At 68.4% G+C, this 15,311-nt stretch carries 11 protein-coding genes; 4 read left to right on the top strand and 7 right to left on the bottom strand.

What is annotated here, in order from left to right; genetic code table 11:
* Positions 1 to 395: 395 nt before the first annotated feature.
* A complete protein-coding gene (locus tag FJV41_RS40115; protein ID WP_141647903.1) occupies positions 396 to 2,639 on the bottom strand; it encodes a S9 family peptidase in 2,244 nt (747 codons plus the stop codon).
* A 76-nt stretch (positions 2,640 to 2,715) separates the two neighbouring features.
* Here FJV41_RS40115 and FJV41_RS40110 point away from each other — a divergent pair, with 76 nt between their 5' ends.
* A complete protein-coding gene (locus FJV41_RS40110; RefSeq protein ID WP_141647902.1) occupies positions 2,716 to 3,621 on the top strand; it encodes a LysR family transcriptional regulator in 906 nt (301 codons plus the stop codon).
* A gap of 35 nt (positions 3,622 to 3,656) precedes the next feature.
* Here the strand turns inward: FJV41_RS40110 and FJV41_RS40105 are convergent, their stop codons facing one another.
* The 3 genes from FJV41_RS40105 to FJV41_RS40095 form a co-directional block, all read right to left on the bottom strand.
* On the bottom strand, positions 3,657 to 3,929 hold the full coding sequence (locus tag FJV41_RS40105; protein ID WP_141647901.1) for a hypothetical protein: 273 nt from the start codon (positions 3,927 to 3,929) through the stop codon (positions 3,657 to 3,659).
* A 135-nt stretch (positions 3,930 to 4,064) separates the two neighbouring features.
* Complete coding sequence (locus FJV41_RS40100) at positions 4,065 to 4,949, bottom strand: helix-turn-helix domain-containing protein (protein WP_141647900.1); 885 nt, start codon at positions 4,947 to 4,949, stop codon at positions 4,065 to 4,067.
* 32 nt (positions 4,950 to 4,981) lie between these two features.
* On the bottom strand, positions 4,982 to 5,917 hold the full coding sequence (locus FJV41_RS40095) for an NAD(P)/FAD-dependent oxidoreductase (RefSeq protein WP_141647899.1): 936 nt from the start codon (positions 5,915 to 5,917) through the stop codon (positions 4,982 to 4,984).
* A gap of 291 nt (positions 5,918 to 6,208) precedes the next feature.
* Here FJV41_RS40095 and FJV41_RS40090 point away from each other — a divergent pair, with 291 nt between their 5' ends.
* The 3 genes from FJV41_RS40090 (at position 6,209) to FJV41_RS40080 (ending at position 10,004) form a co-directional block, all read left to right on the top strand.
* Complete coding sequence (locus FJV41_RS40090) at positions 6,209 to 7,777, top strand: LVIVD repeat-containing protein (protein WP_141647898.1); 1,569 nt, start codon at positions 6,209 to 6,211, stop codon at positions 7,775 to 7,777.
* A gap of 297 nt (positions 7,778 to 8,074) precedes the next feature.
* Entirely contained in the window at positions 8,075 to 9,409 is a 1,335-nt protein-coding gene (locus FJV41_RS40085; RefSeq protein ID WP_141647897.1) for an AHH domain-containing protein, read from the top strand.
* A 19-nt stretch (positions 9,410 to 9,428) separates the two neighbouring features.
* On the top strand, positions 9,429 to 10,004 hold the full coding sequence (locus tag FJV41_RS40080; RefSeq protein ID WP_141647896.1) for an imm11 family protein: 576 nt from the start codon (positions 9,429 to 9,431) through the stop codon (positions 10,002 to 10,004).
* A 156-nt stretch (positions 10,005 to 10,160) separates the two neighbouring features.
* Here the strand turns inward: FJV41_RS40080 and FJV41_RS40075 are convergent, their stop codons facing one another.
* From FJV41_RS40075 to FJV41_RS40065, 3 genes are read right to left on the bottom strand one after another with little or no spacing between them, the layout of a single operon-like run.
* On the bottom strand, positions 10,161 to 11,504 hold the full coding sequence (locus FJV41_RS40075; protein ID WP_141647895.1) for a hypothetical protein: 1,344 nt from the start codon (positions 11,502 to 11,504) through the stop codon (positions 10,161 to 10,163).
* Positions 11,501 to 13,675, bottom strand: a complete 2,175-nt coding sequence (locus FJV41_RS40070) for a hypothetical protein (RefSeq protein ID WP_141647904.1) — start codon at positions 13,673 to 13,675, stop codon at positions 11,501 to 11,503. The genes FJV41_RS40075 and FJV41_RS40070 overlap by 4 nt, the downstream gene beginning before the upstream one ends.
* On the bottom strand, positions 13,665 to 15,113 hold the full coding sequence (locus FJV41_RS40065; protein ID WP_141647894.1) for a hypothetical protein: 1,449 nt from the start codon (positions 15,111 to 15,113) through the stop codon (positions 13,665 to 13,667). Before FJV41_RS40065 ends, FJV41_RS40070 begins: the two co-directional genes overlap by 11 nt.
* Positions 15,114 to 15,311: the final 198 nt, after the last annotated feature.

Raw genomic sequence — 15,311 nt, 5'->3', positions numbered from 1 at the left:
ATGGGGGGCGGGGTGATAGTGGGAGGCGGCGGCCTGGGCCGCTCCGTCACGCGCGCGGGAATGGGCTCCGTCGCATACACCAGGAACGCCACGCCCACCCCGCCGAGCAACATGAAGACCGAAAAGATGCCCGCCACGACCATCGCGGCGTGATTCCGTTTGGCCGCCTCCTGCTGCGCGGAGGGGACTTCCTTCCACCCTGGCTGAAGGGGAATGCCGGTGGGTTTGGTCCTCTCCGCGCCGCAATGGGTGCAGAGAGGCTCGCGCTCCACCGCCTTGAGGAAGGGGGCGCCACAGTTCAGACATTTCGGACGGGGTCTGGCCACGGTTCGGAGTCTAGTCGCTCCGCCGACACCTGGGGCGACGACATGCGCTCAAGTGGGCAAAAGTAGGCGTCACCGGGGCGCGCCCAGGGTCCGGAGGAAGAACAGGCCCACGTCGTCCTGGTAGTAGCGACCCGCGGCCCCCTGCGGGGAGTGCGGCTCGCCGGGCATGATGAGCAGCTCGAAGTGCTTGCCCGCCCGGATGAGCGCGTCCGCCATCCGCATCGTCACGGAGAGCGTGGCGTTCACATCGCTGGTGCCGTGCATCAGCCGCAGGTGGCCCTTCAGCTTGCCCGCGAGCGGGAGGTTGTCGCCCACCGCGTAGCCCTGGGGATTGGCGCTCGGCAGGTTGAGGTAGGGCTCGTTGATGATGGCCTCTTCCGTCAGCGCCCCCGGTGCCGCGGCATACCCCGCCTTGAAGAAGTCCGGCGCCGTCAGCATGCCGCGCAGCGCGAAGTAGCCACCCCAGGAGTGGCCATAGAGGCCCACCCGCTCCAGGTCCATCCACGGACGCGTGGACGCGGCCTGCTTCAAGCCCGTCACGTAGTCGGGAATCTCCGTCTGGCCCACGCGGCCATAGTTCGCGTCCTGGAAGGCCTTGCTCCGCCCAGGTCCTCCGCGAGGGTCCACCAGCACCGTGACGAAGCCGAGCTGCGCCAGGCCGCTGGCGGTCAACGACATCGAGTTTCCGATGTAGCTCCATGGCAACAGATTGAAGAACGGGCCGCCGTAGATATAGGCGAGCACCGGGTAGCGCTTCGCGGGGTCGAAGTCGCGCGGCTTGTAGAGCACGCCGTGCAGGGGCGTGACGCCGTCGGCGGCCTTGACGATGAACGGCTCCGGGCGCACGTCACCGAGGGCCTCGATTTCACTCGCGTCCGCCGTGGTGAGGCGCACGCGCTTGCCGCCCTCCATGGACACCAGCTCCCGCAGCCGGGGCTGCGCGCGGGAGGACCACGCGTCCACGTAGTGCTGGCCCGAGGGCGACAGCGTGATTCGGTGCATCCCCGAGCCCGAGGACAGCCGCTTCAATGCGCCACCCTTCAGGCTGCCCCGGTAGAAGAGCTGCTCGTACGGCGCGCCGCTGTCGGCCGAGGCCAGCACGTAGAGGGCGTCCCCCTGGGGCGCCACGCCCACCACTTCGTGCACGGGAAAGGCGCCGCGCGTGAGCTGCCGCAGGAGCTTCCCCGCGCGGTCATAGGCATACACATGTCGCCAGCCATCGCGCTCCGACATCCAGAGGTAGCCACGTCCTCCCGGCAGCGCCGTCACCTGCTTCGCCCAGCCGCCCACCGCGAAGTCCAGGCCAGCGACGAAGGTCTCCGGACGCTCCTCGCGCAGCACGTGCCGACGCTGTCCCGTCCCCGGTGTCACCGCGGTGAGGTCCAGGCGCTTCGCGTCACGAGCGAGGTGGAGGCACAGCGCCTCCGTGCCCTCGGGGTTCCAGCCCGCGAAAAAGTCATAGGTCTCGCCCTCCACGGGAGGAATGCGCGTCACGCGGCCCGTGGCCACCTCCACGACGTGCAGCTCCGAGCGCGGCAGCGGCGTCCCCGTCTTCGCGTACGGCACCGTCGTCACCTTCTCCAGCGCGTCCGAGTAGTCCACCACTGGCACCTGATGCACGGCGCGCAGGTCGTCGCGCCACACCACCAGGAAGCGGCCATCCGGCGACCAGGGGCGCTCCGGAATCCGCCAGTCCAGGCGCTCCTCTCCCGCGCGCTCCACCACGGTGGCACCGTCCGCGCCCAGCACCGCGAAGCCGCCCTTGCGCTGCACCGCAAGCGCTCCTCCGCGCGGCGCGAGGAAGTGGTCCGGAGACAGCGTCAGCGCGGCCCGGTCCTCCGGCGACAGCAACGTGACGCGGCCTCCCGTCAGCCCCAGGCCGAAGGTCTTCCCCTCCAGCCGGAAGACAATGCCCTGCTCATCTGGAGCGAGCGCGACGTCGAAGAAGCGAGGCGCCGTGACGGGCTTGCCCAGCAACGCCGAGAGCTGCTCGCGCAGTTGCTCACCTGAGAGGAGCGGCTTCAGCTCCCCCGTCTTCGCGTGCGCCAGCACCCACGTCCCGCCGTCCTTCCCCTCGCGGGACCAGAAGACCAGGCGGTCTTGGTCACGCAGCCACCTGGGCGGGACGAGGCTGTCGCGCAGGAGTTCCACCCGACGGTTGAACTGGTTCGCCACGTCCAGCTTCGCCTGGACCGTCGCATCCGGCGTGGGTCCGGATGCGTCAGCGGAAGGTGACTCACCGTCGAGCGCCAGGACGGGAGCCCCCGTCAACGCCGTGAGCAGCAGACCCAGGGGAACGCAGGGGAATCGCATGCACCGATGGTAGGAAACGGCATTCTTCACCACCAATATATCTTTCGAGGCGCATTGAGACGGTTAACGTCTCGATATGGAATTCCGTCAGCTCCAGCTCTTCGTCGCGGTGGCGGAGGAGCTGCACTTCGGACGCGCCGCGGCGCGCATCGGCATGGCCCAGCCGCCGTTCAGTCAGCAGATTCGTCGGCTGGAGACCGAGCTGGGGGTCGAGCTGCTCACGCGCACCAGCCGCCGCGTGGCCCTCACCGCCGCCGGAGCTCGACTGCTGGAGGAGGCACGAGCGCTGCTGGCCCGACGAGGGGATGTCATCCACTCCGTGCAGCAGGCGGCGAGCGGCGAGACGGGCACGCTGCGCGTCGGCTTCGCCGCGTCGTCGGCCTTCGGCGTCCTGCCGGACATCGTGCTGCGCTTCCGCACGCGCTTCCCGAAAGTGAAGTTGGAGCTGGATGACAGCGCGACCCTGAACGTCGGCGCCGCGCTCACCTCCGGGGAGCTGGACATCGCCATCATCCGGGCGCCCTTCCGTCACGAGGGGCTCACCGTCGAGCGCCTGCTCCGGGAGCGCTTCGTGCTCGCGCTGCCGGCACGGCACCCTCGCGCCCGTCAGCAAGTCATCGCGCTGTCCTCGCTGGCGAGCGAACCCTTCGTGCTGTTCCCCCGCCACTCCGCGCCCGGCATGCATGACCTGGTGACGAGCATGTGCCTGGCCGCGGGCTTCTCTCCGAACATCCTCCAGGAAGCCAGCTCGTGGCCCTCCGTCGTCGGCATGGTGGAGGCGGGGCTGGGACTGACCATCGCTCCCGCGTCCTCCCAGGCCCTGTGCCCCAAGGGCGTCGTGTTCCGCCCCCTGAGCGGCGCTCCCGGCCACGCGGAGCTGGTGGTGGCCTTCCCCGGGCCTCGGCCCTCACCCGCCGCGCAGCACTTCCGCGTCCTCGCGCATGAAGCGGTGTCCCGCTCGGGGAGGGGCGCCTCGGACTGAAGCGGGGTTTGGGCCCCGCGGCCGTGGCTCCCCGCTCAGGACGGTGTGGGCTTCTTGCTCCGTCGCGCCTTCGTGCTCGCGGGTGGCTCCGAGTCGTTCGCCGCCACCTGCGGCCCCAGGTTGAACCAGAAGGGACAGAGCAACGGTGGCGCTCCTCCTGCTTCCGGCGGTGTCGACACCTCGCGCGGCCCTCGCCAGAGCGGACGCACTTCGCCACCCCGTCTGCTTCGTCTCGCTCGCGTCGCCATCAGCGGCACCGTCCACTGCACCGCCACCACGAATCCCCCATCCCGTTGAAGCGTGGGCACGACAATGCGCCTCGGGGAGCGGGCCTGAAGCGGCTCGCTCCCGACGATTCCCTCATCGGCGTCGGCATGCGCACGAACTACCGAGATGACAGTTTCCTGTCAATTCAAACGGGCAACAAAATACAGAACACCCGTTCAGCGCACTCCTGCCTCCATTCGCCTCCTCCATGCGGCAGGTGTCACACCATGCACGCGGCGAAAGAGGCGGATGAAGTGTGTGACGTCCGCATAGCCCACACGGTCCGCGACGATGTCCACCCGCTCGTCCGTGTGACGCAGGCGGCTGCGCGCCTCGGCCATCCTGCACTCGAGAATCCACTCCCCCACCGAGCGCCCCGTCTCCTGCCGCACCACGGCGGCGACGTGCGGCGCCGAGCGCCCCAGCTCCCGCGCCACCTTCGCGAGCGACAGCGGCTCCAGGCAGTGGGTCTCGATGTACGTCAGGGCCCGGCGACTCAGGCCCATCGAGGAGGACTCCGGCACGACGTCGGGGAACGCCATCCGCTCCAGCTCCACCAGCACCAGCCGGAGCAGCGAGAGGCTGGCCTCGTCACTGCCCCGCTCCTGTCGCGTCTGCTCTTCTTCCATCAGCCGCATCCACCGCAACAGGCGCCGACGCTGCACGGGCGTGGGCCGCAGCACAGGGTGACAGCCGCCGCGCACGCGCAGCAGCGGCCCCAGCCGTGACGCGCGCTCCTCCGCGTCCGAGGACAGCGCCTCCGGATAGAAGCCGAGCCCCATGCACTCCGCATCCGAGTGCTCGCGGCCATGCGCGTCTCCGGGCGGAATGAGGTGCACGTCCCCGGCGCGCAGCACCAGGTCGCCCGCGTGCCGCACCTTCGTCTCCCCGCGCAGCACCAGCATCACCACGGCGTACGAGTGCACCGTGGAGTGGGCCCGCGAGTGCTGCGCGGTCAGGGGCCGCTGCGGGCCTACCCAGGTGAGACGCCGCTTCTCCTCGAAGTCCCGTTGGATTGCGGGCCACGCGTGGCTGTGTCCTTCGATGGGTGCGGGGGCCATGGGGCCTTCGTAGCGCGGGGCTCGACCCGGCGTCACTTCGCGTGGCCCGCGCCCAGCGCCTCCATGTTGAGCTGGTGGTTCATCACGTAGGCGGACTGCGCACCGGCCGCCGCCGCTATCAGCGCGCCCTGCAAGCGCGTGGTGAGGTCTCCCGCCGCGGAGATGCCGGGCACGGAGGTCTGCTGCATCGGGTCCACCTTCACGAAGCCCATTTCGTCCAGCGCGAGCCCCAGCCCCTCCACCAGCGCCACCTGCCGCTGCGGCGGTCGGGTGAAGATGTACTCCTGCCGCACGCGCGTCCCGTCCTCCAGCTCCACCGCCTCCAGCGCGTTCCCATCCGCGGACGCGATGAGGCGCCGCACCGGGCCCTCCACCAGTCGCACCTCGGCCCGCTGAAGCTGCGCGCGCCGCTCGGCCGACACCTGGAAGCCACCCAGGGTGTACAGCGTGACGTCCGCCGACCAGCCCTTCAGGAAGAGGGCGAAGTCCAGGTACAGCTCCGCCTCGGGCCCCGCGAACACGCCCCAGGCCTTGTCCTGGATTTCCCAGCCGTGGCAGTAGGGACACTGGAAGACGGCCTTGCCCCACAGCTCGCGGTAGCCCGGCAGGTCCGGCAGCACGTCCACCATGCCCGTGGCCAGCAGCACGCGGCGGGACTCCACGACGACTCCGCCCTCCAGCGTCACGCGGAAGCGCGCGTCACCCAGGCGCTCGATGCCGCTCACCCGCACGTCGCGAATGTCGACCTCGTAGGGACGCAACTGCTCCCGACCGATGGCGCGGAACTCCCAGGGGGGCGTGCCGTCGCGGGTGACGAAGCCCTGGATGTGCTCGGCCGCCGCGTTGCGGGGCGAACCCGCGTCGCACAGCAGCACCTTCTTGCGGCCACGGCCCAGCACCAGCGCGGCGCTCAGGCCCGCGGGGCCGCCGCCCACAATCACCACGTCCTTCGCGAGAATGTCGTTCATGGTGAAGAACTAAACGCCGGCGATTCCTCGCGGGAGAGCGGGGCTTCGGGCGGAATCGGCGCATCGGCGGGTGGGGGCAGCGGACCCGGGCGAGCAGGCGGACGCTCGACGAGGACGACCGGCCAGGTATGGCGCCCTTTGAGCAGGTGGGAACAGTCGGCACATGCCACGGGACGTGCGCCGTTGACCAAAAGTGCGAAGGGTCGGCTTCCCGAAGGGGAAGCAGCGTTCCTACACTGCGAGTCAGGGGCCTCAAGGCCGGAGTGCGGCTCCCCACCCAGGAGGTATGCGATGCAGCCCGCGCGTCTCGCGTTGACGGTCCTGCTCGCCTGCGCTGCGTCCGGCTGTTCCTCTTTGGAGGACGCTCCGTGGGACGGACGCTACACACCGCTCGAGGAGCGGGGCGACTGGATGGACTCAGGCCCCTTGTCCGTCTGTCGCGTGCTGGAGGGTGCCGACGCGGCCTGTGGCAGCCTGGAGTCGTTCGACTTGTCCGGCTGCAAACGTCGCTCGCTGGAGGCCCTGGAGCGCGAGGGGGTGTACCGCAGCGAACTGCGCTTCGACGCGCGGGGCACTCAGGCGGCCCGGGCGGCCCCTTTCGGCGGAGGCTTCAAGCTGAGCTCCACGGGCGTCCCCGAGCAGGTCCTCGGAGCGACCGCCGTGGCCGGAGTGTGGGACGCGCGGACGTTCCTCGTCTCCAGCCAGTCCCCGGACGGACTGTTCACCTTCGCGGGCTGCAACGCGGTGGGCCCGCGCGCGCTGACGGGCTGCTTCTCGCGGTGTCGCGATGGCGTGTTGGTGGAGTCGGGGACCTTCCGCGCCGAGCGCGTGGCGCGCTTCAAGGGAGAGCACGAGGTCTCCGGCGGGCTGAAGCTGGTCTCCGAGCGCTGGGTGGACCTGGGCATGCCCGTGGACGTGCAGGTCATCGGTGAGCATGCCTATGTCGTCTCTCAGAAGCGGGAGGGACAGCGTGGGGGGCTCACCGTCTTCGACGTGAGCCAACCCGAGGCGCCGGTGCGCGTGGCGCGGATGAGCCTTCCGGAGGACTCGGACTGGCGGGGCGCGACGTTCAAGGGCGGGGTGCTCTATGTCGCGAGCGCGAGCTCGGGCGTGGTGGTGCTCGATATCTCCCAGCCCTCCGCGCCGGTGTTCGTGCGCAGGGTGCCGGAGAAGCCTGTCAGCGTCGGGTTGGTGAGCGTGGACGGGGACAGGCTGTACGCGGTGGGGACGGAGCCCTCCGCGGGCACGCTGATGTTCGACATCTCCACGCCCTCCGAGCCCCGGCTGCTCCAGCACATCGTCTCCGGCTCACGCATCGCGGAGAACCCCTCGTCGCGAGGCCCGGTGAGCTACGAGGGCCGCCTCTATGTGAATCACCTGCGTGACGGGCTGCAGGTGGTCGACGCGCGCTCGGGCGGGGGCGTCCAGGTGTTGGGGCGGTACACGTACCCGTATGCGAACAGTCGCGCGAGCGCGGTGGGCACGTTCGGTGGGCGCATCGTGGCGTTCGAGAGCAGCCTGGGCGTGGGGGCGCGGCTGCGCGCGCTGGATGTCAGCGAGCCGCGCAACATCGTGAAGATTGGCGAGTATGGCTTGCGCGGAGTCGTGTCACCGCGGGCGCTGGAGCTGCGCGGCTCGCGGCTGTACGTGACGTATCACCAGGAGGGGTTGCGCGTGCTGGACGTGAGCAATCCCACACAGCCGCGCGAGGTGGCGTACTTCAACAGCTTCAGAGAGACAGACCCGGGACGCGGGGACGCGCTGGAAGAGGGCGCCACGGGGCTCCAGGTGCCTGGAGACGGCTATGTGTATGTCGTGGATACGTCCCGTGGATTGCTGGTGCTGACCGAGCCGCCTTAGTAGACACAGCACGCATCTCTCGTAGGTCCACCATGCCGAATCCGTCTCGATACTTCAGGCTCAGAGAAGACGTGCAGGCTGGGAACTGGTTCCTGAGAGACCCGCTGGATGAGGCGGGCAACGAGGTCGAGGACATCAAGGTGGCCCTGAAGCGCGCGAAAGTCACGGGGGCGAAGTTCGAGGAAGTCTGAGCTGCTCCCCAGAGGGCTCAGGGTATGCCTGGGTACGCCTGTCAGCGTCGTCTGGTACTGCCTGGAGTGTGCCCGCCTCGCCGCGGGCCACTTGCCGGGGCCTACCATGATGCTTCGCTGGGTGGTGTCGCTGCTCCTGTTGATGGCCGTCACGGGCTGCGCGACGAGTCGGGTCGTGCGGCTGGAGACCGGGGAAGACTCCTTCCTCGTCACCCCTCACGAGGAGCCTGACGCGGAAGTGAGTGCGGCTGAACTCGAAGACGACGAGTTCGAGGAGGCCCTCACCGAGCTGGCGCGGGATGTTCCTCCCTCTCGCAATCCCATGCAAGCCGCGCGGGAGCGCTTCGGCGTTCCGTCCCGGAGTGGGGTGTATGGGTATGAGCGTGGGTCCTCGCGACTCATTCCCCAGCGTGGAGAGGACGCGGACGGTCCCCAGCTATTGGAGGACTACGCGGATGAGGCGCTGACGCGCGCCTACGGCCAGTGGTGCAAACGGAAGGACCGACCCGGTGACTGCTTGCGCCTGCTGGATGAGGGCCCGCTGCTGGCCAGCGATGGCAAGTACACCTGGGCCCTGGCCATCGCCATGGACTCGGTGTGGGAGGAGACGGCCGAAGCCCTGGAGGGCATGACAGACCCCCAGGCAGTCGTGGCTGGCATCGCCGCCTCCGCGACGATGTACCTGCTCTTGTGGTCTCTGCCCGAGCCAGTGAGCAAAGGCGTGGCGGCCACCTTGACGGCCTGCCTCATCGCCTACCTGGGCGTGGACACGGTGTGGAGCATGCTGGACGGGTGGCTGACGCTGGTGCGCCAGGTGGACAGCGCGACGAGCTTCGAGCAACTCCACGCAGCGGGTGAGGCGTACGGCGAGGTGCTCGGAGAGAACGCGGCGCGCGTCTTCGTCCTGCTGGCCACGGTGGCCATCGGGAACACGGCGGGGTTGGCGACGAAGTCAGTGGGGTTGCCGGGCTCCGCCCAGGCGGCCCTCGCGGTGGAGTCCCAAGCGGGCTTCCAGTACGCGGCCGTGGGCAGCGTGAGTTCGGTCGCCTTGATGGCGGAAGGGTTCACCATCGCGCTCGCCCCAAATGCCGTGGCCATGGCGAGCCGGAGCGGGCGTAGCGAGCATCATCACATCGCCACGAACAAGAACGATATTTCCGCCGTGCGCGGCGGGCCCTGGACGCCAAGGTTCAGGAAGCTCTTCGCACGAGCAGGGATGAAGTTGAAGGACCCTGAGAATGTTGTCGAAGTCCTGGGTCACAAGGGGCCGCATCCGAGGCAGTATCACGAGCACGTCGAAGAGCGGCTGAGTCAGGCCTTGGGAAAGTGCCGCAAGGTGGACGAGTGCCGGAAAGCCCTCACGACTGAGCTACGCAAGCTCGCAAGAGAAGCGCAGACCCCAGGAACCAAAATCCACGGGCTTTTGACTCGGGATCCATGAGAAATCTAGGAAGTCCACCATGCAGAATCCGTCTCGATACTACAAGCTCAGAGAAGACGTGCAGGCCGGGAACTGGTTCCTGGGAGACCCCCTGGATGAGACTGGCAACGAGGTCGAGGACATCTGGCAGTTCGTCGAGGGACAGCCCATCCAGCTTGCGAGTCGCCTGAAGTTTCCTATCGACGAGCCTGGAAGGTGGTTGGACTACTGTACGGCAGGCGCTGGCAGAGTTCCGGTTGTCCATGTCCGAGTGGCCAACCTCTTCGCGGAGCTGGCGCCCGATGATGTGCAATTGATACCCGTCGATGTCGAAGGTCGCCCGGAACAGCATGTCGTACTCGTCGCCACGAAGCTCATCCGATGCATCGATGACGAGGCCTCGGAAGAGATACTGTATTGGAAACCCGAGGATGAGCGGCCGGACAAGCTCGGCCAGTACCGCAGCGTCTACGGGATGCGAATCGACCGCACGAAGGTGGGCGGTGCGAAGGTCTTCCGCACCTGGGGGTGGGAGATCGCCCTCATCGTCTCCGAGGACATCAAGGTGGCCCTGGAGCGCGCGAAAGTCACGGGAGCGAAGTTCGAGGAAGTCTGAGCAGCCGCGAGGCTCCCCAGGCAGTCCAGGGCGCTGTCGAAGTCCCCTGCCCTGGAGCCCTCCTCCTGCTCGGCGCCAGGCCCGTGGCCAGCAAGAAGGATGCGAACCGGAACCTCTCGCGGTAACGGGTCGACATGAGCGCCCATGAGCGCTGGGTCATGCATTCTCGCCAGCCTGTCCCTTGGCTGCTGCTCCAAAAAGCTGCGTAAGCGAGTAGTCCAGCAGCGACTGGCGGGACTGCATGTACCGGCGGGCGCGGAGGAAGGGCAGCCACACGCGATGGCCCACGCGCACCTGGGACTCTTCCCTCTTCTGGCGCGGCACCCACGTCCCACCCAATCGCCGCACCAGCACTTCACCCAGGTAGGCCCCTAGCGCCGGTGCGGTATGCCCGTCGATGAGTTCGCGCATGTACCGCTCGGGGAAATTCTCCCTCCAGAAGTAGAAGTCCAGGTCCGTGAGAGACTCGGGCGTCTCGTCCATGATGGACGGCACCTGGGTGTGGAGCGCCGCCACGAGTCCTTCGGACAGGACTCCGTAGTCAGCGAGGACACGCTCCGGATTTTCCACGTCCGAGGGAAGCGCGGCTGGGAGCCACTCCTCCGGCGCCGGTGGCAGGAAGGCGTTGAGTTCGGCGATCTTCCGTTGCCGCTCGCCGATGGAGAACTCGTCTGGCAGCCGCGCGAGGAACGGCGCCACGTCAGGGTGGAAGCGAGGCTCGACGGGTACGAATGCGGCACTGCGCTCTCTCAGCGTGCTCAGCACCGTGTCGAAGTCGAGGTCCGGCCGCAGGTGGACATGGGCACGGGCCTGGACGACCCGCGCTTCCTCACTGGCGAAATCGGCGGCGGTGGGCCACAGCACCAGGAGGACGGAGCCGTTGGGTAGCTCCTCCACGAGGTGCGCGGGAGTCGAGAGCATCCGCTCGCGACCCACCATCTCCACCAGCTTCGGTCCAAAGACATTCAGCCAGAACACCTCATAAATCGTGTCGAACCCATCCTTGCGCGAAGTCCTTCCATCACGACCGAAGTAGGGAGCCCCCGAGAGATGTCGATCCGCCATGCCATGGGCCATGGCGTAGTCCACGAGATAGTGCGCAGCCAGGGTCCTGACCATCTCTACAAACCTGAGACACCGCCCCCGCTCTGAAAACAGCGAGAGTGGCTGAACACTCAGGCTACAGCTCAACTGAGTTCCTGATGGAGGGAGATCGAGGTCGAGCGTCAACTCGACTGAGGGCTGTGCACGGTAGAATGCGACGGATATTCCATGCTCATCGCGCCGCTCCTCCAATGCCTTCTTGATGGAAGCGCGCGAGTATTTTCGCCGTTTCGACCCCTTCACGACATCCGGCATCCAGCCTTCAGCGTGAGCCTCCAGCGCCTCGAGGAAGGGCGTGAGTTCGCTGTCCGACTCGACCCGATGGCCAAGTGCCCCATCCAGCAGGAATCGCAGGCTATCGCCAACTTTCGGCTCGAGCGAACTCATTGCCTTCATTGAAACAGCACCTCCACTCCCTTTGCCCTGGTCTCAGCTCTATTCACGGCACGGTCAAGGGCATCAGAATTCAATGGCTTCGAGGTCTTTTCGTAAATCAGACGGACCCTCTTGATTTGCACAGTCTGTTCGAGCCCAGGCCTCCGTATGTTCAACGTCTCGCCGTAATACCTCAGTGCGGCTCTTGCGTCCTCAACCACTTGAGCAGCGAGAGCATCCCCATCAAGGCCAAGAAACTCACGGCTCTTGAAGCTGAACGTCTCCACACGGGGCGTCGGGCCACCAGCGGGCCCCTCTTCGATGACGAGGACATCCACGAAGCGCAGGTCCGCCTTCGCGACACCCACGTGCGTTTCGATGCGAGGCTTCTCGAAGTCCCCGAGCCACCGCCGCTGCGCCCGTGGCAGGGCCGCATCCGCCTCCAGGATGACGACCATGTCCCTCTCGAAGGCCAGGCCCCGGGCATACCGCTCGCGCACGAGCTGATAGCAGGACCACGGCAGCGGCCCCCTGGACGCGATGCCCTGCTCGATTTCCGCGGCCCTCTTCTCCAGGTAGGACAGGTAATCGAGCCAGAGCGGATGCACGTCGGCGCCAGGAGGCGCGGTTCTCAGGAGTGCCTCGCGATGCTTCTTCAGGGCAGCCACGTCCGTCGATAGCCGGGCGCCCCCCGCCTCGGCCTCCACCTGCCGGAACTTCGCCTCGGCCACCTCCGCGGGGATGCCGGCCGACTCGGGTGGCGGCGAGGGCTTGCCGCCGCTCTTCCCTGCTCCGCCCTTCGTTGGCGTGCCGCTCGGAGGCTCGCCATGCCGCACCGCCAACGTGGCCTGCGCTCGAGCCGGATTGCCGCGTGCCTCGTGAAGGGCCAGCGCGCCGGCCTCACCCCACTCCGCCACCAGGAGCGCCGCCTCCCGGCTCTGCTGGAAGTGGCGAGCCAACTCCCCCACGGAGCCCGCCCCCGCCCGCGCTTCCAACCTGTCGAGCACGGCCTTCAGCGCCTCTACGCGAGGCACTGCCGCCTGGAGCCGTGACCTCTCCTTCCTGGCGAGACCCGCTTCACGGAAGGCGCGCGCACCAGTTCCTCCTGAGTACAGGCCCACCATGAGGGCCGCGGGCGCCAACCGCCGCGTGGCCTCCTCGTACTCGCCCTTCGAGAGGGAGACCCCGCCTTGCACCTTCCCGGCCGCCAGGAAGTAGAAGCCCAGGGGTACGCCGAAGGTGAGGTGGTCGAACGAGGCCAAGGCCACGTTGCCCGGTGCGAAGGCCCCCAGGTACTGCGCCTTCTCCACCTCCCAGTACGCCGCACGGTACGGGGGCGGTAGCTGCCGAGGCGGCAAGGAGGCCTCCACGCTTCGGCTTCCACCCACGAGGGGAATGGAGGAGGCGACATCATCCGTGGCCTTCCCCAACCCTCGCGCGAGGTCGCTGGCGAGGAAGCCCCTCTCCGGGAAGTCCTCCGGGTCGAGCCCCCTCGCCGACAACTCCGCATGGACGCTCGCCATGCCCCCCAGGGCGCGCTTCAGCAGCCTGTCCTCGGCCAGCAGGCGCAGCACGTCTCGCGCCTCATCGTCGAAGGTGGTGTGGAAGACGAAGAGAGCAAGGACTTCCGCCTGCCCTGGCCCGTACTTCTCGGCGGCGGTGGAGAGGAAGACGACGCGCTTCTTGAGAAGGACGCTGGCCGCTTCGGCTTCCAACGGGCCCAGGGCGCCCAGCCGGACGGCATTCCAGGCCGAGAGGGACTCCACCAGCCGGGGCATGTCCACCGTGCGCTGGAAGGCCAGGAAGGCCGCTGGAGTGAGGCACTCCAGGAAGGGCGCCAGCACTTCCTCATCCGTGGACAAGCGCGGCCAACCAGAGGGCACGTCTCCGCAAGCGGCCATGAGGTCGACGATGGGCAAGGGCGCCGTCTCACCTCCGTTGCGACCCGCGCCCGGGGTCGCTGACGGAGCTCGACGGCGATGCAGCAGCGGCCCGACTTCGGCCGCGAGGTCGGAGGTGTCCTCGGGCGCGACGGCGTTGTTCCCCAGCGCCAACATGCGCGCCCGACCCGAGCGGGATTCAAGGGTGGCTCCAGAATCAGCCCGAGTGGGCCGCGAGGCACACCCCGAGGTGAGGAGCACCAGGGCCAGCGCCAGACAGGCTCCGCCCCACGGCAGCCGCTCAGCGCTCATCATCCACCCCCACTCCCAAGGCCGCGAAGGCCCCTGGCCGAAGCGTCCCCTCCGGGGAAGGAAACAGCAGCGTGCCGCCCTGCCCCACCGCGAACAGCCGCCCTCCGAGAAAACGCCACCGGGCTTCCCCCGAGACGAGGTAGCGCGCGCCCGGCTGGCCCATGCCTGTCGCCAGTCCCCCCACGCCCAGACTCAAGTCCTGGTGGAAGAGGTGTGTCTCCACACGCCCATCCACATCCACCCGGCCCCAGGTGAAGGCTTCCACGCCCAGGGAGACAAAGAGGTGTCGCCGCCGCAGGCCATCCAGGCGCACCGCATCCCAGCCGAGAATCACCTCACCGTAGGCCGAAGCCCCCTTCGGAAAGGACGCCTCCGCCAGCGGCACCGAGGACGCGCCCGCCACCTGGAAGCGCGCCAGCTCGTAGTCCGGGCCGAAGGCGCCCTGCCGAAAGCCTCCGCGCTGCAGGCGTCCCTCCAGGCGCGCTCGCACGTCCAGCATCGGCGACACCGCCTCCATTCCCAGGCCCGCCACCGCACCCCACGCGCCGCCCTCACCGGGACGCCCGCCCCAACCGCCCAGCAGGTGCAGCTCCAGGCCGTTGTCCCTGCTCCGACGCCGCATCACCACGGCGGTACCGTCCAGGTGCGCCAGCGTCAGGGGTTTCGAGGTGCCTCCCCCCTTCCCCCAGTCATGCGCCGCCGACAGCGCCAGCGTGTAGCGCCCGGAAACAGGCGGGCGGCCGAAGAGGACATGCTGCAGGTCCAGGGCGACTTCCGCCCCCATCAGACGAGCGCCCAGCAGGTCCGAAACGAAAGCCTCCGCGTACACCGGCCCCAGCGTCCCCGTCCCCACCACTCCGGCCGGGTGATAGTCGGGGTTGGCTCGGTTGCTGTAGCGCCGCACCAGGTGCCCCGACAGCAGGGAGTAGCCGTCCATCATTCCCACCCACACGGCGTCGGGTGTGTCACCGCCCACCGAGAAGAGGCGCACCACCTGGCCCCAATCGGACAGCGTGTCCCAGTCCTCCTTCCTCACGAAGCCCGCCCCTTCGCCGCCACCCCACAGCCGCAGCCGCACCGGGGCTCCGAGGTTGAGACGAAACGACTCGCCCTTGTCGAAGACAAACCCGGGCTCCACCTGCACGAAGCCTTCGTCGCGGCCCGCGCCTCTTCGAGGGAGCAAGGTCCACGTCGTGGCCTCCATGCGCAGCGCGTTCGTCCACCGCGATATCGAGTCGGGTGCGGGCGGTGGCATGGACTCCTCCTCGGGCTGAGCCTCCGCGCCCCCGCTGGAAGACTCGGGCGTCAGGGCCTGCTCCAGTTCGCGGATGGCGGCTTCCCTTTGCTCCCAGTGCCCAGGAGCGACCTCCTCCTCGGCCCACCCCACCCCGGGTAGCAGCAGCGGCAACACGACGGCCCAACTCCGACGCGCGAACATCGACGCCTCCCATGAACGCCCCGGCGGGGGATGGAGAAGGGCAGAGGTTCCCAGCCCGGTCCGACACGCTGGGGCCACGAGGGACGAGCCCTTCGCGTGCCCAGGTCCTGCTCCCGGGCCTGGGGTGCCCCCGGGAGGGAAAAACGCGACAGGAATGCGCCACCTGCTCCGCGAAGGCCTCTTCCCCTTGGAGAGCCC

Source organism: Myxococcus llanfairpwllgwyngyllgogerychwyrndrobwllllantysiliogogogochensis, assembly GCF_006636215.1.
GTDB classification, from domain to species: domain Bacteria; phylum Myxococcota; class Myxococcia; order Myxococcales; family Myxococcaceae; genus Myxococcus; species Myxococcus llanfairpwllgwyngyllgogerychwyrndrobwllllantysiliogogogochensis.
Note: the sequence above shows the minus strand (reverse complement) of the source record. Positions and strands in the feature narration are given on the sequence as shown.